The organism is Streptomyces sp. NPDC049837, from assembly GCF_040674455.1.
Classification (GTDB): domain Bacteria; phylum Actinomycetota; class Actinomycetes; order Streptomycetales; family Streptomycetaceae; genus Streptomyces.
Map to the genome: position 1 here is coordinate 249033 of NZ_JBFAMP010000002.1, position 20313 is coordinate 269345.

Genomic DNA, 20313 nt, shown 5'->3' on the forward strand with positions numbered 1-20313 from the left:
GCCGTATGCGAGGCAGGAACCGGAGCGGTGACGAGGGACGGACGCGCCACGCGCCGCGTGCGTGCGGCGGCGGCCGGGTGCCGTCGCCGGAGGGGCGGGCCGGGGGGCCGCCGTGGGTGCGCGACTGGCCCGGGCGTGAGCCCGGTGGGGGAGTGCCGTGGCGTTCCAGCCTCCTGCTCGCCGTGTTCGTACTGGTCGGCAGCGGCTTCGCGGCCAGGGGCCAGCCGGACCGGGAACCGCTGGACGCCCTCGCGCGGGCGCTGCTGCTCGCGGGGCCCGCGATGCTCCTGCTGCGCCACCGGTACCCCGTCACCGTGCTGCACGGCGTCGCGGCGACCGCGCTCGTCTACCTCGGCGCCGGTTACCCGTACGGACCGGTCTTCCTCACCATCGCCGTCGCCGTCTTCGCCGCGATCGTCGCCGGGCACCGGTACGCGGCCTGGTGGGTGCTCGGCCTGCTGTGGGCGGGGCACCTGCTGGTCGCGCACTGGCTGTACCGGTACCTGCCGCCGGCCGGCGACGGGCCCGCGCCCTGGGGCCAGGAACTGCCCATCGCCGCGTCCGTCGTCGCCATCGTCACGCTCTCCGAACTCGCCCGCGTACGCCGTCAGGAGTGGGCGCGCGTACGGGCCGAACGGGCCGCCGCCGAGAAGCGCCGCGCCGACGAGGAGAGGCTGCGGATCGCCCGCGAGCTGCACGACGTGCTCGCCCACTCCATCTCGGTGATCAACGTCCAGGCGGGCGTGGGCCTCGCCCTGCTCGACTCCGACCCCGAGCAGGCGCGCACCGCGCTCACCACCATCAAGGCGGCCAGCAAGGAGGCGCTCGGCGAGGTACGGCAGGTGCTCGACACCCTCCGCACGCCGGGCGAGCGCGGCGAGGCGCCCCGCGCCCCCGCCCCCGGCCTGGACCGGCTCCCCGAGCTCGTCGAGCAGGCGGCGAGCGCCGGACTGGCCGTCGAGGTGACGACCGACGGGACGAGGGCAGACCTGCCGCCCGGCGCCGACCTCGCCGCGTTCCGCATCGTGCAGGAGGCCCTGACCAACGTGGTCCGCCACTCCGGATCGCGCACCGCCCGCGTACACCTGGCGTACGCGCCCGGCCGCCTCGACCTCCGTATCGACGACGAAGGCCCCGCCACCGGCACCGACGCGGGCGGCACGGGCAACGGGCTGGCCGGGATGCGGGAGCGGGCGGCCTCCCTCGGTGGCACGATCGAGGCGGGCCCGCGCCCGGACGGCGGCTTCCGCGTGCACGCCACGCTGCCCCTGCGCCCGACGAAGGAGAACACTCCGTGATCCGTGTGCTGCTCGCCGACGACCAGGCCCTAGTCCGGGCGGGATTCCGGGCGCTGCTGGACGCGCAGCCGGACATCGAGACCGTGGCGGAGGCCGCCGACGGCGAGGAGGCCCTCGCGCGCGTACGGGAACTGCGGCCGGACGTCGTCCTGATGGACATCCGGATGCCGGTGCTCGACGGGCTGGCCGCCACGCGCCGCATCACCGAGGACGAGCGGCTGGACGGCGTGAAGGTGGTGATGCTGACGACGTTCGAGCTGGACGAGTACGTCTTCGAGGCGATCCGTGCGGGCGCGTCCGGCTTCCTCGTCAAGGACACCGAGCCGGACGAACTGCTGCGCGCCGTACGGGCGGTGGTCGCCGGGGACGCCCTGCTGTCGCCGGGGGTCACGCGCCGACTGATCGCGGAGTTCGCCGCCCGCTCCAAGCGGCCCGTCGGCGACGCGCGGCTCGACGGGCTCACGGAGCGCGAGCGGGAGGTGATGGCGCTCGTGGGCATCGGCCTGTCGAACGAGGAGATCGCCCGGCGGCTGGTAGTCAGCCCCCTGACGGCCAAGACGCACGTCAGCCGCACGATGGTGAAGCTGGGCGCCCGCGACCGCGCCCAACTCGTCGTGCTGGCCTACGAGTCGGGCCTGGTCCGCCCCGGCTGGCTCGGCTGAACGCGCGACCCGTCCCCGAACCGCCACAGCACCCGCACCACCCGCGTCGCGAAGCCCAGGCAGCCCGCCGTCGCGGCCACCACCAGCACGCCCCGCGCCGCGCCGCCCTCCAGGCCCAGTACGAGCACGGGCGCGGCGCACACGAGGAACAGCCCCACCGCCAGGAGCGCCGCGGTCACCAGCGCGTACCCGATCTCGACGGTGATGGCGTCCCGTTGAGCCTGTGTTCGATTCCCCATGGGCCGAGTGTCACAAGCGTGCGGCCGGTGGGCAAGCACATCGCCCACCGGCCGCACCGCGCGCGTCGACGGATCAGTCCCGTACGCCGACGGGCTCGGCCTCCTCCGCCCTCGTACCGGCCGACTTCGCGACCACGACCGACCGCTGGGGCGTACGCGCACGGCGGTCGCCGCGCAGACCGGTGAGGGTGATCAGCAGTCCGGCGAGCGCGATCGCGGTCACGACGACGAGGCCCGGCCGGAAGCTGTCCAGGACCGCCTGCGGGGACGCCGCGGGACCGCCCTCGTGGCCACCGGCCGTGATCACGGCGGTCACGACGGCGAGGAAGATGGCACCGCCCACCTGGATGGAGGTGTTGAGCAGCCCGGACACCATGCCCTGCTCCTCGTCGTCCACGCCGTTGGTAGCCTGGATGTTGAGGGAGGGGAAGGTCAGGGCGCAGGCGGCTCCGAGCAGCAGCATGGAGGGGAGGATGACGGCCGCGTAGCGCGGAGTGAGATCGACCTGGAGGAAGATCGCGTACGCGGCGACCAGGAGCGTGAAGCCCGTCGCGATCACCCGGGGCGTACCGAACCGGTCGACCACGTCACCGATCTTGGTGGAGGAGAGCGCCACCAGCACACCGGCCGGCAGGAACGCGAGCGCGGTCTGGAGCGCGCTCCAGCCGAGCAGGGACTGCATGTACTGCGTGACGATGAACTGGAAGGCGACGTACGAGCCGAAGAACGCGGCGGCGCCGAGCTGGGCGCGCAACTGCGAACCGGAGCGCAGCACGCCGAGCCGCAGCAGCGGGCTCGCGCTGCGCCGCTCGATGGTGACGAACGCGGCGAGCAGGGCGGCGGTGGCCAGGAAGGAGAGCAGCGTACGGGCGGAGGCCCAGCCCGCCTCGGGCGCCTGGACCACGGTGAACACCAGCAGCAGCATGGCGGCCGTGCCGGTGACGGCGCCGGGGACGTCGTAGCCGCCACGCGTGTCCTCGCGGTCGCTGTGCGGGATCAGCTTCAGGCCGGCCACCAGGGCGAGCAGCGCGATGGGCGCGGGCAGCAGCATGGTCCAGCGCCAGCTCAGCTCGGTGAGCAGCCCGGACAGCACCAGGCCCATCGAGAAGCCGGTGGCGGCGCAGGTGGTGTAGATCGACAGGGCCCGGTTGCGCTGCGGACCCTCCTTGAACGTGGTGGTGATGATCGAGAGGCCGGCGGGGGCGGTGAACGCGGCGCTCAGGCCCTTGATGAAGCGGCTCGCGATCAGCAGCGGCCCGGAGTCGACGAGTCCGCCGAGCAGGGAGGCGAGCGCGAAGACGGCGAGGGCGATCAGGAAGACCCGGCGGCGGCCGAGGAGGTCGGCCGCGCGGCCGCCGAGCAGCAGGAGACCGCCGTAACCGAGGATGTAGCCGCTGACGATCCACTGGAGGGTCGCGGTGGACAGCCCGAGGTCGGTGGCGATGGAGGGCAGGGCGACGCCGACCATCGAGACGTCGAGGGCGTCGAGGAACATCGCGGCGCACAGGACCAGCAGGGTGCCCCAGAGACGGGGGCTCCAGCGGTCCTCCGTGGCCGAAGGCACGCCAGGGGAGGGGACGTTGAGCGGAGAGGTCATGCGCAGCACAGTACATGCACGTGCATTGAATGCAAACGCATTTAATTCCGATGCAACAAACGGTGTCTTCCCTGCTAACGTGGCTCCATGGCTGTGACGAAGTCCGAGCGCGCGCTCGTGGAACAGTGGCGCGACGTGCTCGCCCTGCACGCCCGCACGATGTGCGAACTCGACCGTGCGCTGCACCGGCACGGGCTCGGCGCCAGCGACTTCGAGGTCCTCGACGTCCTCGCGGAGGGCGCGGCGGAGGACGGTGGCTGCGCGTACCGCGTGCAGGAGCTCGCCTCCCGCGTGCACCTCAGCCAGAGCGCCCTGTCGCGGCTGGTCGCGCGGCTGGAGAAGGACGGCCTGGTGACCCGCGGCATGTGCAGCGAGGACCGGCGCGGAGTACGGGTCGCCCTGACCGACGCGGGCCGCGCCCGGCACGCCGAGGCGCAGCCCCTCCAGCGTGCCGTGCTGAGCCGGATGCTCGCCGGAGAGCCGGGGCCGGTGCCGGTGCCCGGGTCTACGACCAGGTGACGGCGGACGACTCCCGCCACAGCCGAGCCAGCCGCCCGTCCCCGGTGACGGTCACCGCGTCGGTGGGCAGCCGGTTCCACAGGGTCAGGTACAGCCGCCCGGCCGGTCCGCTCAGCTCGCAGTCCGCGGACCCCTCGTCCGTCCGCACCGCGCGCGGCGCCTGATCCGACAGCCGTACGGTCCACACGTCACCGGTGTCCGTCGCCCGTACGCGCAGGACGCCCGGCTCCGGCGTGCGCACCCGGCTCTTCTCCCGGGCGTGCATGCCGCACAGCAGCTCGTCGATCCCGTCGGCTGCGAACGCGGGCGCCACCTCCGGCACCTCCGCCGCTCCCGCCCCGAGCGCCAACTGCGCGTCCACCCGGTGGATCGCGGTCTCGTGCGCCTGGCGCCGCGCCCAGAACGCGCGCGGTGAGGGCGCGGGCAGGAACGCCCAGCACTCCAGGGAGTCGGGCGCGTCGGTCAGCGCGGCGACCAGCCGGCCGTGGCCCTCGCGGAACCAGGCCAGCAACTCGGCGCCGTCCAGGTCCGGTTCGCCCTCGGCCGGGTGGAACGAGGTGTGCCCCTCCGTGACGAAGGCGGTGGCCCATCGGTGCACCATGCCGGTGTGCCGCAACACGTCCCGTACCCGCCAGCCGGGACAGCTCGGCACCGGAGCCTCCGGACCGGCCTTCTCGGCCGTCTCGGCGAGCAACTGGCCTTCGGCCGCCAGGGACTTGATGTGCTCGGTGATCTGCATGTCGCGATTCTGCCAGCACGGCGCCGCCCGTGGCCGGTGTGTCCGGATGCTGTCAGGGCGCGGCTGACCGCCCGCCCCGCCCCCGTAGCAGCAGACCGCCCAGTTCCGTGCGGCGGTGCAGGACAGCCCGTCCCGCCCGCACCGTCGTGATCAGGCCCGCCGCCCGCAGCGCCGCGGCGTGGGCGGAGGCGGTGGCGGTGCTGACGCCCAGCCGCCGGGCGAGCCCGCTCGTCGTGTGCTCCTCGGCGAGCAGCAACAGGGCGTCGACGCGGGTACGCCCCAGCACGCCGGCCAGCGCCTCGGCCGTACCGACCGGGCCTGCCGGGGTCAGAGGCACCCCCGGGCCCGCCGCGTACGTCAGGAACAGGGGCCGGCCGGGCAGGTCGGCGATCAGGGGTTGGCCGGTCCAGTGGAAGGTGGGCACCAGCACCAGGCCGCGCCCGCCGAGCTCGATCACCCGGTCGCCCTCCGCCCCGAACTCCCAGACGCCCTCCTTCAGCCGGGCGCCCGGGACCAGGCCGGCGAGTGCGGCGCCGACCCCGTGTTCGGCGACGGTCAGGGCGTGGCGCGTGAACTCCGCCTGGTGCAGATCCCCCACCAGCGGCCACACCGGCCGCAGCGCCGTCTCGAACGCCGCCTGCTGTGCACGGCGCAGGACCTGCCACGCCCCGGCGTCGCCCCGGTGCAGGTCGCGCACCCACGCCGGGGGCCGGATCGCGGTCCCCGCGTACACGCGCTCGATCTCGGTGCGGACCAGCTCCGGGCGCGAGGCCCGCACGGTGTCCAGACCGTCCCCCAGCGTGTCGCTGAACACATCGAGGAAACGGGGCGCTTCGCGCGCGGGGACGAGGTCCGCGAGCGGCCGTACGGCCATCGGCAAGGCCCGGAGCAGCCGCTGTCTCCAGCGCCCGAAGAGCAACTCGTCGCCGGGGACGGTCATCTTCATCAGCGCCGCGTTCAGCTCCTGCAAGGGGGCCGGCCGGGGCGCGAAGCGCACCCCCGCGAAGTCGGCGGCCGTGAAGCGGATCCGGATCACTGTCCCCCCTGGTGCCGTCGCGCCGCCGTCACGGCCGACGCCCCACGCTATCCGGGGCGGCCCGCCGCCGAGGCGCCGCGTGCCGCGTACCCGATCAGGGCCGCGCCCGCGGCCAGCACCGCCACGGTCGTCAGCGCGACCGGCAGGGAGAACCAGTCGGCGAGGAACCCGATCGCGGGCGGCCCGAGCAGCATCCCGCCGTATCCCAGCGTGGAGGCGGCGGCCACCCCGGCGGGGCCCGCCACGGCGCCCGCCCTGGCGACGGCGACGGGGAAGATGTTCGCCAGTCCCAGCCCCGTCACGGCGAAGCCGAGCAGCGCGAGCCACACCGTCGGCGCCAGGGCGCCCAGCAGCATCCCGGTGGCCGCGGTCGCCCCGCCCGCCACCAGGGTGCGGGTCTGCCCGAGCCGCTCAAGCATCGCCGTCCCGGAGAGACGTCCGGCGGTCATGGCGAGCGCGAACAGCGAGTACCCGGCGGCCGCCACGCCCGGGTGGGCGTGCAGGTCCTGCTCCAGGTGGAGCGCCCCCCAGTCGGCCAGCGCCCCCTCTCCGTACGCCGTGCACAGGGCGATCACGCCGAAGACCGCCACCAGCCGGCGCGCCCGGCCGTCCATCCGGCCCGGCGCGCGCTCGTCGGAGGGCACCGCCTCCGGGACGGTGGGGGCGGGGTGGCGCAGGAGTACGGGCCCGGCGGCGGCCGTCAGCGCGAGGCCGGCGACCGTGAGGCCGAGGAGGTGCGCGGTGGGGGAGAGGCCGCCCGCGACCAGGCCGCCGAGCCCGGCGCCGAGCATGCCGCCGAGGCTGAACGCGGCGTGGAAGCTGGGCATCACGGGGCGGCGAAGCGCGGCCACGAGGTCGACGGCGGCGCTGTTCATGGCCACGTTGATGCCGCCGTACGCGGTGCCGAAGACCAGGAGGACCAGGCCGAGGGCGAGCGCCGAGTGGGTCAGCGGGGGAAGCGCGATGCTCAGGCTGAGCAGCACCGCCGAGGCGACCGTCACCGGGTGGCTGCCGAAGCGCCGGCACAGGCGGCCGGTGAGCGTCATGGTCACGACCGCGCCGGCCGACACGCCGAGGAGGGCGAGCCCGAGGTCGCCGGCGGAGGCTCCGGTCTGCTGCTTGATGGCCGGGATGCGGACCACCCAGCCGGCGAACAGGAAACCGTCGAGGGCGAAGAACAAGGTCAGGGCGGTGCGGAGGCGGGCCAGGGTGCGTGAGGCGGTGTCTCCGCCGGAGCCCCCCGGAACGGCCGTCCGTAGTTTGTTTAGGTGCGGCACAAACTCAGGATAGGGGTCGGAGCAGCGCTCATCAACCGCCGGGCACCGGCGTCGATCCGCTTTGGATCCCGGGTGCCCGGCGGTTTTCGCGGGTGTGGGGACGCGCGGGGCTGCCGGATTGCCGTACTGCGGCTGCCGTACTGCACAGCGCGTAGCGCGCCGGCCGGTGCGGGGCGCCGTTACGCGGTGGGCCGGCCGGGCTCAGCCCGGTGTTCGGCCCGTACGGGCGGCCGTCGCGCCATCGGGCGCGCCCGCCCCGCGCGGGCGCCGGTTACGCGCCCGCCCCGTGCGTCACGCGGTCGGGCGAGCGGCCCCGTGCGGGCGGCCGTCACGCGGTCGCCGGGCTCAGCCGCCCGTGCGGTTGCCCTTCGGCTTGCCCCGCTGGTCCGGGGTGCCGTGCGGCGGCGGGCTGCTGGGCTCCGGCGACGTCGCGGGCGATACGGGCGAGCCGCCTTGGCCGTGACCGGCCACGTCGGCCTTGCGGGCGGCCGGGTTGCCGCCGGACAGGGGGGCTCCGGCATCCAGTTGCCGCTTCCGGGCCGTCAGGACCTGGACGACCATGGCGCGGTCGGCGTGCTCATGCTCGTAGTGCAGCAACTGGTCGAGCTCGGGGACGCCGAGCGAGCGGATGCGGTGCTCCAGCGTGCCTACGTTCAGCTCGTCGTAATCGGGCAGCGGGAGTTTGCTGCGGTCGGGGGTGGTCATCCGGATCCTCCCTATGTCTCGTGGACCGTCTCGCCGACGCTCTACCCGTGGACGATCTCCCGGACCTCGTCGACGACGTGCTTGTCCAGCGCGGCGCGCACCAACGCGGCGGCCAGCGCGGGCAGTTCCTCCTTCCCGGCCAGTCCGGCCAGCGCCTCCGGGTCCGCCGGGAGGCCCAGCCGCTTCGCTCCGGCCAGCGTCTTGCCGTCCAGGTACGGCGCCACCTCCGGCCACACGCCCTGTGCCTCGCGCAGGAAGATGTCCGCGCCGGCCGGGCCGATCCCCGGCACCTCCTGGAGCAGGGAGCGAAGCCGCTCCACATCGCCGCCGGCCTTGTCGCGCAGCCGGCGGAGGTCGCCGCCGTACGCGTCGAGGACCAGCTCCGCGGCCTTGCCGAGCTGGGTCGCGGTCCGCTCGTCGTAACGCCGGTAACCGCCCTCGCCGAGCGCGTCCACCCGTTGCTGCCAGGTGGCGTCGCGCATGTGCTTCGCGTCCCGCATCCCCGCGCCGAACAGGGCGCGGGCCGCCGCGACGGCCGTGTCGGCCCGGATGCGGGCGCTCAGCAGATGGGCCAGCACCAGGAGCTGGTACAGCGGCTGGGGGGTGTCCTTGAGGTGGATCCCGGCCTGCTCCGCGTAGGTGCGGCCCTCCTCGTCGAGCAGGGCCCGGACGGTCGTCTCTCTGTCGGGGCGTGCCATGGAACCTCCCGGAACCTCTCGCGGCCTCCGGCGACCGGTCGCCGGTGAACAACCTCCGGTGACCGCCCTCCGGTGACCGCCCTTTCGTGACCGGCCTCCGGTGAGCTGAGCCCCCGGGTGACCGGCCTCCGGCGACGGTGACCGATCTCCGGCGACCCTGCCGCCCGCAGTACCCGTCCACGACCGGCCGAAACAGCACCGCCGGGCCGGACGGGCCCCTGGATCATGGGAGACTCGCCACCATGAACGGCAAGGCGACCACGACCCGATCACGGCTGGACAGAGGCCGCAGCGCGCTCGGACCCGCGCTGGAACTGGTGCACACCGGACGCGCCCCCACCCGCGCCGTCCTCACCGCCGAACTCGGCGTGACCCGTGCCACCGCCGGAGCCGTCGCCGCCGAACTGGAAGCCCTCGGCCTCATCCGCGTCGACTCCCGCCCCGGTGCCGCCGCCGGCTCCCAGGGCCGGCCGTCCCACCGGCTCATCGTCGACGAGAACGGACCCGTCGCGCTGGCCGCCCAGATCCACGCCGACGGCTTCCGCGCCGCCCTCGTCGGCCTCGGCGGCCGCATCGTGGCCACCGCGCCCGGCTGCGTGACCGTCTCCGAGGACCCGGCCCAGGTCCTGGCGGCCGTCGTCGGGGCGGGCGCCGACCTGCTGCGCGAGAGCGGGCGCCGCTGCGTGGGCGCCGGGCTGGCGGTCCCCTCCGCCGTCGCCGAACCCGAGGGCACCGCCCTCAACCCGCTCCACGTCGCCTGGCCCGCCGGTGCGCCCGTGCGCGACATCTTCGCCGAGCTGGTCCGGGCGGCCGGCATCGACGGCCCCGCCTTCACCGGCAACGACGTGAACCTCGCCGCCCTCGCCGAGCACCGGCACGGCGCGGGGCGCGGCGCGCAGCACCTGCTCTGCGTCGCCACCGGGCACCGCGGCGTCGGCGGCGCCCTCGTGCTGGACGGGCGCCTGCACACCGGCAGCTCCGGCCTCGCCCTGGAGGTCGGCCACCTCACCGTGAACCCGGAGGGCCGGCCCTGCTACTGCGGCAGCCGCGGCTGCCTCGACGTCGAGGCCGACCCGCTGGCCTTCCTCATGGCCGCCGGCCGCGAGCCCGGCCCCGAGGTCTCCCTGCTCCAGCAGTGCCGTGACCTGCTCCGCGACCACGCCGGTGACCCGGGCGTACGGGCCGCCACCGAGGAACTCATCGACCGCCTCGGGCTGGGCCTGGCCGGTCTGGTCAACATCCTCAACCCCGACCGCATCATCCTCGGCGGCCTGCACCGCGAACTGCTCGCCGCCGACCCCGAGCGGCTGCGCGCCGTGGTCGCCGACCGCAGCCTGTGGGGCCGCAGCGGTGGCGTGCCGATCCTCGGCTGCACCCTGGACCACAACAGCCTCGCCGGCGCGGCCGAACTGGCCTGGCAGCCGGTCCTCGACGACCCCCTCGCCGCCCTGGGCCGCCCGGCCGCGTAACGGCGCCCCGCCCCAGCCGCGCCCGCGCCCTCACCCCACCCGTACTCCCGTCGTCGTACGCGGACTGCCGCTGCCCGTACGACGACGGGGGCGCCCTCGGCCGGTCAGTCTCGGAGGTACGAGACGACCCATCGCACCGAGGAGCTGACCGAGATGACCACCCTCGCCCACGACGGACCGGGCCCCTGGATCCTCTTCTTCCCGCTGTTCTGGGCGGCGGTGATCTTCACCGTCGTCACCCTGCTGCGCCGCGCCCCGTGGCACCGCCGCCGCCACCACCGGGGCGCTCCCGACGAGCAGTCACCGATCGCTCTCCTCGGCCACCGCTTCGCGGCCGGTGAGATCGACGAGGACGAGTACTGGCGCCGGCTCTCCGTCCTGGAGGAGCAGTTCGGCCGCCCCGCCCCCGGCAAGGGGTGAGCGGCCGGCGTGAGTCCCCGCCCGGTCAGCCCGCCACGGCCGGCCGGGCGGTGGCCCGTTCGCGTACCGCGTCCGCCGCGTCCGCCGTGTCCCCGAAGGGCACCGCGCCCGTGAACGGACCGCTGGTGGCCGCCCCGTACACCGGAAGGGGCGGTATCGGCATGGGCGTGGTCGAGGGCGCCGGAAGGGTGAACCACACGACCTTCCCGGACTCGCCCTGCGGCCGCGCGCCCCAACTCTCGCTGACCGCCTCTATCAGGGCCAGACCGCGGCCCGAAGTGGCCAGCGGGTCGGACGGGTTGACCGTGGGGAGGCGGGGGTCGTGGTCGTGGACCGAGACCGTGAGCCGGTCGAGCAGCAGCTCGATCTCGACGGTGCACATCTTGTCCGGCTCGGCGTGCCGGTGAACGTTCGTCAGGAGCTCGGTGACACCGAGCGCGGCCTTCTCGATCAGACAATCGAGATTCCAGTAGCGCAATTGCGCTGAAACGATTCTGCGGACCTGACCGATCCGCGACGGCAGGGCTTGGAGCTCTACCGTGCACTGCCTGCTTGCCTGGCTGATCACGGCTGCGACTCCCCGAAATAGGTCCGGAAGAAGACGGAGATCGGATCCAGTAGTTGGCTGGCTGTTGGTCCGGCGGGATGGATCGCAGCGTCACCGCCGGTGCACCCTGGGTAGTGATGTCAGTCCAGCGTGGACCAAGGGTGACCGCTTCGCAACTCGCGGCGACCGGTTACCCGTGGGTCCCTGCTGCCACTTCTGTCAGTCCCCGCCGCCGCCCGCCCGGCGTACGGCCTCCAGCAGACGGCCGGCCGGCGCCGCCGCCGCGCCGTGGCTCCGCCGGCCGCGCTGCCCCATGGTCAGCCGGTACCGGGTGCCGTTGAGCGTCGCCACCATGGCGTCGTCGCGTCCCGCGAACCAGGGCCTGCTCGCCCTGACCGCCCGTACCGGCGCGCTGTCGATCACCCGTCCGTAGCTGGTGAGGAGCGCCAGCCTGCCGTCCTTGATCAGGACCTCGCCCGCCCGGGTCAGCGAACGCGGCCACCGTTCGATCCGTACGCCGGTGGCGCTGAAATCGGCCTCGGCCATGTCGTACCCAGCCCCCTTCGCGCAGGTTTATCCGGTCAGTCTGCACAAGTACGCGCCCGTACACCAGGGCGCGTGGGTGGATGCGCCCCCTGCGCCCCTTGCGACGCGAGGGGGCGCGCGGGGGCGCCCCGGCGTCCTCCTGCAAGCGTTCCCTATGGGCCATCAAAGTCATCGTTTGTGCAGGTGAGCGGGGTATGTTCGGGATGGGACAGCAGGGGAGAGAACGATGAGGAGTGGCGCGTGAACACCGTTGAGCAAGCAGGACGACCGGGGTCCGCCGACCCGGCCGTGACCATCGACGTGGACCACAGCGATCCCGCCTACCGGGAGTGGCTGAAAGAAGCCGTACGCAAGGTCCAGGCGGACGCCAACCGGTCCGCCGACACCCACCTCCTGCGCTTCCCGCTGCCCGAACGATGGGGCATCGACCTCTACCTCAAGGACGAGTCGACCCACCCGACCGGCAGCCTCAAGCACCGCCTGGCGCGCTCGCTCTTCCTCTACGGGCTGTGCAACGGCTGGATCCGCCCCGGAAAGCCCGTCATCGAGGCGTCCAGCGGCTCCACCGCCGTCTCCGAGGCGTACTTCGCGAGCCTGATCGGCGTCCCGTTCATCGCCGTCATGCCGCGCACCACCAGCCCGGAGAAGATCCGGCTCATCGAATTCCACGGCGGGCAGTGCCACTTCGTCGACGACTCGCGCAAGATGTACGAGGAGTCCGCCGCCCTCGCCGCCACCACCGGCGGCCACTACATGGACCAGTTCACGTACGCGGAGCGGGCCACCGACTGGCGCGGCAACAACAACATCGCCGAGTCGATCTACCAGCAGTTGCGGCTGGAGCGCTATCCGGAACCCGCCTGGATCGTCGCCACCGCCGGTACGGGCGGCACCTCCGCGACCATCGCCCGCTACGTCCACTACATGATGTACGACACCCGCATCTGCGTCCCCGACCCCGAGAACTCCTGCTTCTTCGAGGGCTGGACGACCGGCAACGCGGACGCCTCCAGCGACTGCGGCTCGCGCATCGAGGGCATCGGCAGGCCCCGGATGGAGCCGAGCTTCGTACCCGGCGCGATCGACCGGATGATGAAGGTGCCCGACGCGGCGAGCGTGGCCGCCGTACGCGCCCTGGAGACCGCCATCGGGCGCAAGGCGGGCGGCTCGACGGGGACCGGCCTGTGGAGCGCGCTGAAGATCGTCGCCGAGATGGTGGCGGAGGGCCGCACCGGCAGCGTCGTCACCCTGATCTGCGACCCGGGCGACCGCTACCTCGACAAGTACTACTCCGACGAGTGGCTCGCCGAACAGGGCCTGGACATCGCCCCGTACAGCGCGGCCATCGACGAGTTCCTCGGCAGCGGCGTCTGGCCGGATCCGCCCGCCACGTCCGCCACGTCCGCCGCCCCCGCCCGGCCCGCTCCGAGCGCCGGGGCCGCGCGCGACTGACGAAACGTTACGGTGCCGGGGACGAGGCGAGTCTGCGGTCGAGGTTGCGCATCGCGTCCCGGAACGAGCGGCCCACCCCGGACCGGGCCAGCCGCATCACCAGCCGGAACGGCGCGGCGCCCTCGGCCGCCATCGTCCACCGCACCCGGGTGCCGGCCCCATGCGGCGCCGGGCTGAGCAGCCACTCCTCCATCAGGGCCCGGACGCCCGGGGCGTTGGTCTCCTCCACTCGGTAGGCGTACCGCTCGGCGGCGTCCGTCACCAGTATCCGTTCCTGGAAGACCACCCCGCCGCGCAGCCGTATCTCCCGGCCGGCACCGCCGGCGGTCGGCCGGGCTGCCGCGATGGCGGGGAACCACGAAGGGCTGTCCGCGACCTCCTCGGCGAGCGCCCGGTACACCGCCGAGGGCGGCGCGGCCACTTCCGTGTCGAAGACCAGACGCAGGGGCGCGGACTCGAGGAAGTCGAGCCCGACAGGGCGCAGTCGGCGTGCCATGGGACCGTACCTCCAGCATATGAGGGGGGTGCCAGGGCCCCACACCATAGCTGCCGACCCGTCAGTTGTCCGCCAGAAGACCGGACAAGGCCCGCCCGAAAATCCAGCGGCCCGCCCGCGCGAGCACCGGATCGCACCACCGCGGCAGCCCCCGGAGGCGCAGCTCCTCCGTCCACGTCACCCGGACCGCCCCCGCGACCGCCTCCCGCACCTCGATCTCGGCCCACCCCGTGACCACCCGGCCCCGCTTCTCCAGCCGGCACACGCCCGCGGCCGTACCGCCCGGCTCGGGCGGCTCCCAGCGGACCACCTCCATCGGGTCGTCGAACCCGACCGGTCCGATCCCGGTACGCATCGTGAACCGGCTCCCCACGCGCGCGTGCCCCGCGCTCACCGCCCTGGCCCGGGTCAGCGGCACCCGCGCCGCATGCGCCTCCCAGTCGGTGAGCCGCCGCCACGCCTCGGCGGCGGACATCGGCGCACCACGGACGATCCGGAACAGAGCCATGCCCCGATCGTATGCGCGCCGGACCGTCCTGCCGGCGGCCGGGGCGACCGCCGGACGGGCCCCCGGGCCGGGGCCGCGTATACGGCCGCCGCACCAGGCGGCCCACCTCACGCCGCTACCCCGTGCCCCGCGCCGTGAGGGCATCCCGCGCCTGAGTGCCCCCGGGCCGTAGCGCGCGCCCGCCCCCGCCGCAGCGCCCCCAGCCGCGCGCCGAACGCGGCACGTCAGGCCGCGTCCTCCTCGCCCGCCACGACCAGGCCCGGCAGGTGCTCGGCCATCTCGGCGCGGGCCTCGTCCGACAGGCCGCCGTCCGTCACCAGGGCATCGATCTGGTCCAGGCGGGCGAAGGAACTCAGGCCCACCACGCCCCACTTGGTGTGGTCCGCCACGACGACGACGCGCCGCGCCGAGCGGATGAAGCGCCGGTTGGTCTCCGCCTCCGCCAGGTTCGGGGTCGACAGACCGGCCTCCACCGAGATGCCGTGCACCCCGAGGAACAGCACGTCGAAGTGGAGCGAGCGGATCGCCTGGTCCGCCACCGGACCGACCAGCGAATCCGAGGGCGTCCGCACCCCGCCCGTCAGCACCACGGTCGCCGCACCCGGGCGCGGGGCGCCGCCCGAGCCGGTGCGCTGCGCCGTGTGGAACACATCGGCGACCCGTACCGAGTTGGTCACCACCGTCAGGTCCGGCACCTCCAGCAGGTGCTGGGCCAGCGCGTACGTCGTCGTACCGCCCGACAGGGCGATCGCGCTCCCCGGCACGGCCATCGCCGCGGCCGCCCGCGCGATATCCTCCTTGGCGCCCTGCTCCAGCGAGGACTTCGCCTCGAACCCCGGCTCGTGGGTGCTCGCCTCGACCAGCGGCACCGCGCCACCGTGGACCTTCTCGATGACGCCCTGCCGGGCCAGCGCGTCCAGGTCCCGCCGCACGGTCATGTCGGAGACGTTGAGTTTGCGGGTGAGCTCGTTGACCCGCACCCCGCCGCGCCGCCTCACCTCGTCCAGGATCAAGGCGCGCCGCTGCTCCGCGAGGAGGTTCTGGTTGTCGCTCACCGCAGGGGCCGGTCCTTCCATGTCGTCACCACCGCTGGCCAAGGCTCATCATCCTGCCACGGGTCCGGAGACAACAGACCGGGGGAGATTCGGTGAGAACCCTGCCACCGACCGCCATGTTCGACGATTCTTGACAATGCCCGGTCACAACCGGTCATGCACACCCCGCAACCCTGCCCGCCCCGCCTTGAGAGGGAGCCACCCACGTGCCCCCTGCCATCCCGGAGCCAACCCGCCCCGGCGCCGCGCTGGAACTGCTCGTCCACGGCGTCGGCGGTACGACGCCCGAGCTCATGCTCGACGATCCCCGTACCGTACGGGTGACCGGCGACGAGACGGCGGCGATCTACCGGCGCACCGTCGACCAGCACGCCGAGGAGGAACCGGAGCGGTTCGCCGACGGACGGCCCGTCCCGGAGGCGTACTGCTGGTGCAACCTCACCTCCGGCAACGGCGCCCGCGCGTTATGGCTGCTGCTCCTGCCGTTCATGGTGGTCAACCTCGCCCACTGGATGCGCCCGCCCGCCGAACGGCAGGCCACCACCGTCCGGCTGTACGGCGTGCTGGTGCGGCTCGTCGCCCTGACCTTGACCGTGCTGCTCACCGCAGCCGCCTGTGAGGTCGCCCTGGACCTCACGGCCTGGCAGTGCGCCGGCTCCACCCGGTGCGCCGAGGAACGGTCCTGGCTCGGCTTCATGTCGGCCGCCCAGGGCGGCTGGTGGTCCCAGCCCGGCCGCCGGCTCGCGCTCGCCGCCCTCGTCCCCGCCGCCCTGGTGGGCCTCCTGTGGTACCTGTCCAACCGCACGTGGAGCGCGTACGAGGCCCAGCGGCCGCCCCGCGGCGAGATGGACGGGGACGGCGTACCCGCCGGGGGGCCCAGGCCCGCCCTCGGCCGCCCCGGCTTCTGGTACGGCCGCCGCCTCGTCGCCCGGCTGCGCGCCGCGCACACCGCCGCCGGGTTCCTCACCGTCGCCGCCGCGGTCGCCGGGGCGGCGGCACGGTACGACCGGCACGCGGCCGGCCCCGCCCGCGAGGTGCTCGGCTGGACGCTGGAGGGCGCCCTGCTGCTCGGCGGGGTCGTCGTGACGTGGGTGGTGTGCCGCCGGGGCCGCAGCGAGAAGCGGCTCGACAACCGGCTCGACCGCGCCGTCGTCACCTGGCTGCCGGCCGCCTCCATCGCCCTGCTCGTCCTCGCGGTCCTGTACGCCGCCTGGTCCCGCCCCGGCTGGCGCTCCACCGGCACCCTGCCCGGGGACGTCACCTTCAGCGTGATCGCCCTGTCCCAGGGCGCCCTCGTCCTCGCCCTCGCCGTGGTGGCGCTGCGGCTGTACCGCCGCGCCCCCCACACCCGTACCGTCCTGCGCGGGCTCGGCGGCCCCGCCGTCGCCATGCTCGCCTGCGCGCTCGGCGGCGTCATGAGCGGCGGCGTCGCACAGCGGGTCGCCGACTGGCTCGACGGCCCGGCCACGCCCGGCACCGGCGAGCACCCCATCGGCCCACCCGTGCTGCTGAGCTGGCAGGCCTCCGTCATCCCCGTCCTGCTGCTCCTGCTGCTCGTCCCCGCCGTCGTCCTCGGCATCCGCACCGCGCTCTCCGCCCGCCGCCTGGCGCCCGTCGTGGAGGCCGAGTACGAGGGCGAGAAGCCCGACCCGGTCCGCACCCGGCGCATCGCCGCCACGCGCGCGCGTGCGGCCCTCACCGACGCGGCGCCCGGCGTCGCCGGCATCGTCGCGGGCGCCACCCTCCTGCTGGGTGCCGCCGCGCTCGTCGGGGCGCGGGTGAGCAAGAAGGTGCCCGGCGAGGCCTTCGAGGGCGGGCACCCGTTCGTCGAGAGCGCGGCCGAGGCGGCGCAGGCGCTGGGGTCCTGGCTGATCGGCTTCGGCTTCATACTGTTCGTCACCTGGGGCCGTCGCGCCTACAAGGACGCCTCCGCACGCCGCACCATCGGCATCCTCTGGGACGTCGGTACGTTCTGGCCGCGCGCCGCCCACCCGTTCGCCCCGCCCTGCTACGCGGAGCGGGCGGTGCCGGACCTCGCCTGGCGGATGTCGTCCTGGACCGGCCGCACGGGCGGCCGCCTGGTCATCTCCGGCCACTCGCAGGGCAGCGTGCTGGCCGCCGCCGCCGTCTGGCAGCTCCCCGCCGCCACCCGGCGCCGTGTCGCACTGCTCACCTACGGCTCGCCCCTGGAACGGCTGTACGGGCGGTGGTTCCCCGCCTACTTCGGGCCCCGCCCCCTGGCCGCCCTCCACCGGGAGGTGCACTGCTGGCGCAACCTGTGGCGCCGCACCGACCCCATAGGCGGGCCGGTGAACGTCCCCGCCGAAGGGGACAAGCCGGAGGTCGACCACCGGGCGCTGCGTGACCCGGTCGTCTACGGCCGCACCCACGAGCACCCGCTGCCCGAACCGATCCTGGGCCACGGCGACTACCAGGCCGACCCGGTGTTCGCCAAGGAACGCACCGTACTGCTCGACCGGCTGCCGCCCGCCCTGCCGTTGCCGGTCCCGGCACCGGTGCCGGTGCCCGAGCAGCGGACCGAGGAGCCCGGGCAGCGGACCCAGGAGACCTCACCGGACGGGGCTCAGGGCAGCTCGGGCAGGTCCTCGGGGTAGAGGAGGGTGAGGTCGTCGGTGCTCATCTCGGTGAGCCCGGCGACCCGGCCCGCGTGCCGCTCGACCATCGACTCGAACGTCTGGCGGGCGGTTCGGCCGTTGCCGAACGCGGGCCCCTTCGGCAGCTCCGTGAAGTACTTCAGCAGCGCCTCGGCCGTCCCCTCGGCGAGCCGGTACTCGTGGTCCTCCGCCTGCTGCTCCACGATCCGCAGCAGCTCACCGGGCACGTAGTCGTTGAAGGTGATCTTCCGTGAGAAGCGGGACGCCACACCCGGATTGACGGTCAGGAACCGCTCCATCTCGGCCGTGTACCCGGCGACGATCACCACGACCGCCTCCCGGTGGTCCTCCATCAGCTTCACCAGCGTGTCGATCGCCTCACGCCCGAAGTCCCGCCCCGAGTCCTCGGGCGACAGGGCGTACGCCTCGTCGATGAACAGCACCCCGCCGCGCGCCCGGTCGAACGCCTCCTGGGTGCGGATCGCCGTGGAGCCGATGTGCTCGCCGACCAGGTCCACGCGCGACACCTCGACGAGATGGCCGCGCTCCAGCACGCCCAGGGCCGCGAGGATCTCGCCGTACAGGCGGGCGACGGTCGTCTTGCCGGTGCCGGGGGAGCCGGTGAAGACCAGATGGCGGCGGACGGACGCCGCCTTGAGCCCCGCCTCCTGGCGCCTCCTGCCGACCTCGATCATGTTGGTGAGGGTGCGCACCTCGCGCTTGACGCTGTCGAGGCCCACCAGGGCGTCCAGTTCGCCCAGGACGTCCTGGGCGCTGCGCACGGGCGGCCCGGCGGGCGGCTCCGGTATGGCGGTGTTCCGAGCCGGTGCCTGGGGCGTGGCCGGTGCCTGGGCCGGTGTCCGCTCCACGGCCTGGGAGGGCACCGTACCGAGCAGCCCGCCGACGGACCGGGTCGCGGCCAGGACGGTGGTCTCGGCCCGGGCGGTGAGGACCCCGCTCTCGTCGCTGGTGCAGTCCTCGACGACGGGCCCCTCCTCTCCGAACTCGTATCCACCGCGTGCGCACCGCTCCGTACGGCACCGCCTCAGCGTCGTACGGCAGTTGTCCATGACGTGGAAGCCGTACCCCCCGCTGCCCGTCACCCGGCAGCCGTGGAACGTGCCGCGGCCCTCGGCCGAGACGTAGAACCCCGCCTCGGCGGGGGAGGTGACCGTGCACCTCTCGATCGCCGGATCGGCGCCCTTGGTGACGATGACACCGGTCTGTACGGAGTCGATGGTGCACCCGCTCAGGGTGCCGCCGCTGCCGTGGTCGCGGAACCAGGCCCCGGTGGACGCCTCCCGGATGCGGCAGTCGTCGAGCTGGGCGGTGGCGCCGTCGCTGACCGACACCGCCGTGTTCCGCACCTGGGACAGGTCACTGTCCACCACGTCGGCGCGCGAGCCCCGGTCGAGGACGAACAGCGCGTCGGGTACGTCGTGGACGCGGCACGAGTCCAGGACCGCCGTCGCGCCGTCGCTGACCCAGACCGCCGGATAGTCGCCCGTACTGTCGTGGATCTCGCACTGGTTGGCGTCCACGCGCGTGCCCGGGTCCCACACGGACAGCCCGTTGCGGCCGAACCGCCGCACCGTCGAGCGGGTCAGCGTCAGCACCGAACGGGACCGCAGGTCGACCGCGTTCTCCGGGATGTCGTGGATGTCGCAGTCGGAGAGGGTCAGCACGGCGTCGGTGTCGAGGGTGACCCCGTCGGCGGTCGTGCGGTGCACCGACGAGTCGGTGAGATGGGCCGCCGCCCGGCCGGTGACCTGGACGCCGCTGCCCTTGATCTCGTACACCTCGCAGCCGATCGCCTCCAGGCCGCTGCCCTCGCCCGTCACGGACAGCCCCGCGCCCGAGGCGTGGTGGATCCGGCACCGCTCCAGGCGGGGGTGCGCGCCGCCGCGCACGGAGATGCCCGACTGCCCCGCCGACACCACCTCGCACTCCTCGAACACGCCACCCGCGCCGTCCAGTACGCCGATCCCGACGCCCGCCGGATTGTCGACCGTGCAGCGCCGCACGGTGGGCCGCGCCGCGCCCCGCACCTCCACCCCGGCCGCCGAACGGGTCACGATCCGCAGGTCCAGCAGCTCGGGGGTGCCGTCCTCGATGAGCAGCGCGGGCGCCGAGCTGTCCTGGCCCTCCACATGCAGGTCCTGGACGGTCGCCGAGGCGCGCACGGTCAGCGGCACCCCGTCGGCCGGGGCGATCCGCACCGAGCCGACCGCGCCCTCCGTGCCGCGCAGGGTGACGGCGCGCCGGAGGACCAGGTTCTCCCGGTACGTCCCGGGGGAGATGGTCAGGACATCGCCGTCACCGGCGGCCTCCAGGGCCGCGGCGAGGGAGGCGTACTCGCCCGTGCGGCGCCGCCACCGCGATGTGCCGGTGTGCGTCACCTGGACCGTGCCCTGTGCCATGGTGCTGCTCTGCCC

At 74.2% G+C, this 20313-nt stretch carries 20 protein-coding genes; 7 read left to right on the plus strand and 13 right to left on the minus strand.

Going from position 1 to position 20313, the window contains the following annotated elements; translation table 11 throughout:
- Nucleotides 1–5: 5 nt before the first annotated feature.
- Together AB0J57_RS05765 and AB0J57_RS05770 are read left to right on the plus strand one after the other, a co-directional pair.
- Nucleotides 6–1298 (plus strand): sensor histidine kinase, encoded by a 1293-nt coding sequence (locus tag AB0J57_RS05765; RefSeq protein WP_366126717.1) that lies wholly within the window; start codon nucleotides 6–8, stop codon nucleotides 1296–1298.
- Nucleotides 1295–1960 (plus strand): response regulator transcription factor, encoded by a 666-nt coding sequence (locus AB0J57_RS05770; RefSeq protein WP_366126718.1) that lies wholly within the window; start codon nucleotides 1295–1297, stop codon nucleotides 1958–1960. The genes AB0J57_RS05765 and AB0J57_RS05770 overlap by 4 nt, the downstream gene beginning before the upstream one ends.
- On the opposite strand, the gene AB0J57_RS05775 is transcribed toward AB0J57_RS05770, so the two are convergent.
- Nucleotides 1921–2199, minus strand: a complete 279-nt coding sequence (locus AB0J57_RS05775) for a DUF6332 family protein (RefSeq protein WP_366126719.1) — start codon at nucleotides 2197–2199, stop codon at nucleotides 1921–1923. The two genes, AB0J57_RS05770 and AB0J57_RS05775, sit on opposite strands and share 40 nt — an antisense overlap.
- A 73-nt stretch (nucleotides 2200–2272) precedes the next feature.
- On the minus strand, nucleotides 2273–3796 hold the full coding sequence (locus AB0J57_RS05780; RefSeq protein ID WP_366126720.1) for an MFS transporter: 1524 nt from the start codon (nucleotides 3794–3796) through the stop codon (nucleotides 2273–2275).
- Nucleotides 3797–3883: 87 nt separating this feature from the next.
- Here AB0J57_RS05780 and AB0J57_RS05785 point away from each other — a divergent pair, with 87 nt between their 5' ends.
- On the plus strand, nucleotides 3884–4315 hold the full coding sequence (locus AB0J57_RS05785; RefSeq protein WP_366126721.1) for a MarR family transcriptional regulator: 432 nt from the start codon (nucleotides 3884–3886) through the stop codon (nucleotides 4313–4315).
- Here the strand turns inward: AB0J57_RS05785 and AB0J57_RS05790 are convergent.
- The 5 genes from AB0J57_RS05790 to AB0J57_RS05810 form a co-directional block, all read right to left on the minus strand.
- The gene (locus AB0J57_RS05790) at nucleotides 4302–5054 is read right to left on the minus strand and encodes a maleylpyruvate isomerase family mycothiol-dependent enzyme (protein ID WP_366126722.1); all 753 of its coding nucleotides are present in this window, start codon (nucleotides 5052–5054) and stop codon (nucleotides 4302–4304) included. The two genes, AB0J57_RS05785 and AB0J57_RS05790, sit on opposite strands and share 14 nt — an antisense overlap.
- Before the next feature lie 52 nt (nucleotides 5055–5106).
- The gene (locus AB0J57_RS05795) at nucleotides 5107–6090 is read right to left on the minus strand and encodes an ArsR family transcriptional regulator (RefSeq protein WP_366126723.1); all 984 of its coding nucleotides are present in this window, start codon (nucleotides 6088–6090) and stop codon (nucleotides 5107–5109) included.
- A gap of 47 nt (nucleotides 6091–6137) precedes the next feature.
- Nucleotides 6138–7367, minus strand: coding sequence for an MFS transporter (locus AB0J57_RS05800; protein WP_366126724.1), 1230 nt, complete (start codon nucleotides 7365–7367; stop codon nucleotides 6138–6140).
- Nucleotides 7368–7712: 345 nt separating this feature from the next.
- Entirely contained in the window at nucleotides 7713–8072 is a 360-nt protein-coding gene (locus tag AB0J57_RS05805; protein WP_366126725.1) for a hypothetical protein, read from the minus strand.
- A 41-nt stretch (nucleotides 8073–8113) separates the two neighbouring features.
- Nucleotides 8114–8770: an endonuclease gene (locus AB0J57_RS05810; protein ID WP_366126726.1), complete on the minus strand. Its 657-nt coding sequence runs from the start codon at nucleotides 8768–8770 to the stop codon at nucleotides 8114–8116.
- Nucleotides 8771–9012: 242 nt separating this feature from the next.
- On the opposite strand from AB0J57_RS05810, the gene AB0J57_RS05815 reads away from it, so the two are divergent.
- Nucleotides 9013–10239 carry an ROK family protein gene (locus tag AB0J57_RS05815; RefSeq protein WP_366126727.1) on the plus strand — a complete coding sequence of 409 codons (1227 nt, stop codon included), beginning with the start codon at nucleotides 9013–9015 and terminating at the stop codon, nucleotides 10237–10239.
- A 153-nt stretch (nucleotides 10240–10392) separates the two neighbouring features.
- Entirely contained in the window at nucleotides 10393–10659 is a 267-nt protein-coding gene (locus AB0J57_RS05820; RefSeq protein WP_366126728.1) for an SHOCT domain-containing protein, read from the plus strand.
- A 25-nt stretch (nucleotides 10660–10684) separates the two neighbouring features.
- On the opposite strand, the gene AB0J57_RS05825 is transcribed toward AB0J57_RS05820, so the two are convergent.
- Together AB0J57_RS05825 and AB0J57_RS05830 are read right to left on the minus strand one after the other, a co-directional pair.
- The gene (locus AB0J57_RS05825; protein ID WP_366126729.1) at nucleotides 10685–11227 is read right to left on the minus strand and encodes an ATP-binding protein; all 543 of its coding nucleotides are present in this window, start codon (nucleotides 11225–11227) and stop codon (nucleotides 10685–10687) included.
- A 198-nt stretch (nucleotides 11228–11425) separates the two neighbouring features.
- Nucleotides 11426–11752: a hypothetical protein gene (locus AB0J57_RS05830; protein WP_366126730.1), complete on the minus strand. Its 327-nt coding sequence runs from the start codon at nucleotides 11750–11752 to the stop codon at nucleotides 11426–11428.
- Nucleotides 11753–11992: 240 nt separating this feature from the next.
- On the opposite strand from AB0J57_RS05830, the gene AB0J57_RS05835 reads away from it, so the two are divergent.
- Nucleotides 11993–13204, plus strand: a complete 1212-nt coding sequence (locus tag AB0J57_RS05835) for a PLP-dependent cysteine synthase family protein (RefSeq protein WP_366126731.1) — start codon at nucleotides 11993–11995, stop codon at nucleotides 13202–13204.
- 7 nt (nucleotides 13205–13211) lie between these two features.
- On the opposite strand, the gene AB0J57_RS05840 is transcribed toward AB0J57_RS05835, so the two are convergent.
- The 3 genes from AB0J57_RS05840 to AB0J57_RS05850 form a co-directional block, all read right to left on the minus strand.
- The gene (locus AB0J57_RS05840; protein ID WP_366126732.1) at nucleotides 13212–13700 is read right to left on the minus strand and encodes an SRPBCC family protein; all 489 of its coding nucleotides are present in this window, start codon (nucleotides 13698–13700) and stop codon (nucleotides 13212–13214) included.
- A 61-nt stretch (nucleotides 13701–13761) separates the two neighbouring features.
- Complete coding sequence (locus AB0J57_RS05845; protein WP_366126733.1) at nucleotides 13762–14208, minus strand: SRPBCC family protein; 447 nt, start codon at nucleotides 14206–14208, stop codon at nucleotides 13762–13764.
- A gap of 224 nt (nucleotides 14209–14432) precedes the next feature.
- Nucleotides 14433–15263: a DeoR/GlpR family DNA-binding transcription regulator gene (locus tag AB0J57_RS05850; protein ID WP_366126734.1), complete on the minus strand. Its 831-nt coding sequence runs from the start codon at nucleotides 15261–15263 to the stop codon at nucleotides 14433–14435.
- A gap of 206 nt (nucleotides 15264–15469) precedes the next feature.
- Between AB0J57_RS05850 and AB0J57_RS05855 the strand changes: the two genes are divergently transcribed.
- Nucleotides 15470–17878 carry a hypothetical protein gene (locus AB0J57_RS05855; protein ID WP_366126735.1) on the plus strand — a complete coding sequence of 803 codons (2409 nt, stop codon included), beginning with the start codon at nucleotides 15470–15472 and terminating at the stop codon, nucleotides 17876–17878.
- On the opposite strand, the gene AB0J57_RS05860 is transcribed toward AB0J57_RS05855, so the two are convergent.
- Complete coding sequence (locus tag AB0J57_RS05860) at nucleotides 17848–20298, minus strand: right-handed parallel beta-helix repeat-containing protein (protein WP_366126736.1); 2451 nt, start codon at nucleotides 20296–20298, stop codon at nucleotides 17848–17850. The two genes, AB0J57_RS05855 and AB0J57_RS05860, sit on opposite strands and share 31 nt — an antisense overlap.
- Nucleotides 20299–20313: the final 15 nt, after the last annotated feature.

What these genes read in the sequence shown, in the direction of transcription:
- AB0J57_RS05775 (WP_366126719.1), bottom strand. Translation starts at nt 2,199, where the DNA reads ATGGGGAATCGAACACAGGCTCAACGGGACGCCATCACCGTCGAGATC.
- AB0J57_RS05815 (WP_366126727.1), top strand. Translation starts at nt 9,013, where the DNA reads ATGAACGGCAAGGCGACCACGACCCGATCACGGCTGGACAGAGGCCGC.
- AB0J57_RS05790 (WP_366126722.1), bottom strand. Translation starts at nt 5,054, where the DNA reads ATGCAGATCACCGAGCACATCAAGTCCCTGGCGGCCGAAGGCCAGTTG.
- AB0J57_RS05805 (WP_366126725.1), bottom strand. Translation starts at nt 8,072, where the DNA reads ATGACCACCCCCGACCGCAGCAAACTCCCGCTGCCCGATTACGACGAG.
- AB0J57_RS05765 (WP_366126717.1), top strand. Translation starts at nt 6, where the DNA reads ATGCGAGGCAGGAACCGGAGCGGTGACGAGGGACGGACGCGCCACGCG.
- AB0J57_RS05785 (WP_366126721.1), top strand. Translation starts at nt 3,884, where the DNA reads ATGGCTGTGACGAAGTCCGAGCGCGCGCTCGTGGAACAGTGGCGCGAC.
- AB0J57_RS05845 (WP_366126733.1), bottom strand. Translation starts at nt 14,208, where the DNA reads ATGGCTCTGTTCCGGATCGTCCGTGGTGCGCCGATGTCCGCCGCCGAG.
- AB0J57_RS05810 (WP_366126726.1), bottom strand. Translation starts at nt 8,770, where the DNA reads ATGGCACGCCCCGACAGAGAGACGACCGTCCGGGCCCTGCTCGACGAG.
- AB0J57_RS05780 (WP_366126720.1), bottom strand. Translation starts at nt 3,796, where the DNA reads ATGACCTCTCCGCTCAACGTCCCCTCCCCTGGCGTGCCTTCGGCCACG.
- AB0J57_RS05820 (WP_366126728.1), top strand. Translation starts at nt 10,393, where the DNA reads ATGACCACCCTCGCCCACGACGGACCGGGCCCCTGGATCCTCTTCTTC.
- AB0J57_RS05840 (WP_366126732.1), bottom strand. Translation starts at nt 13,700, where the DNA reads ATGGCACGCCGACTGCGCCCTGTCGGGCTCGACTTCCTCGAGTCCGCG.
- AB0J57_RS05830 (WP_366126730.1), bottom strand. Translation starts at nt 11,752, where the DNA reads ATGGCCGAGGCCGATTTCAGCGCCACCGGCGTACGGATCGAACGGTGG.
- AB0J57_RS05860 (WP_366126736.1), bottom strand. Translation starts at nt 20,298, where the DNA reads ATGGCACAGGGCACGGTCCAGGTGACGCACACCGGCACATCGCGGTGG.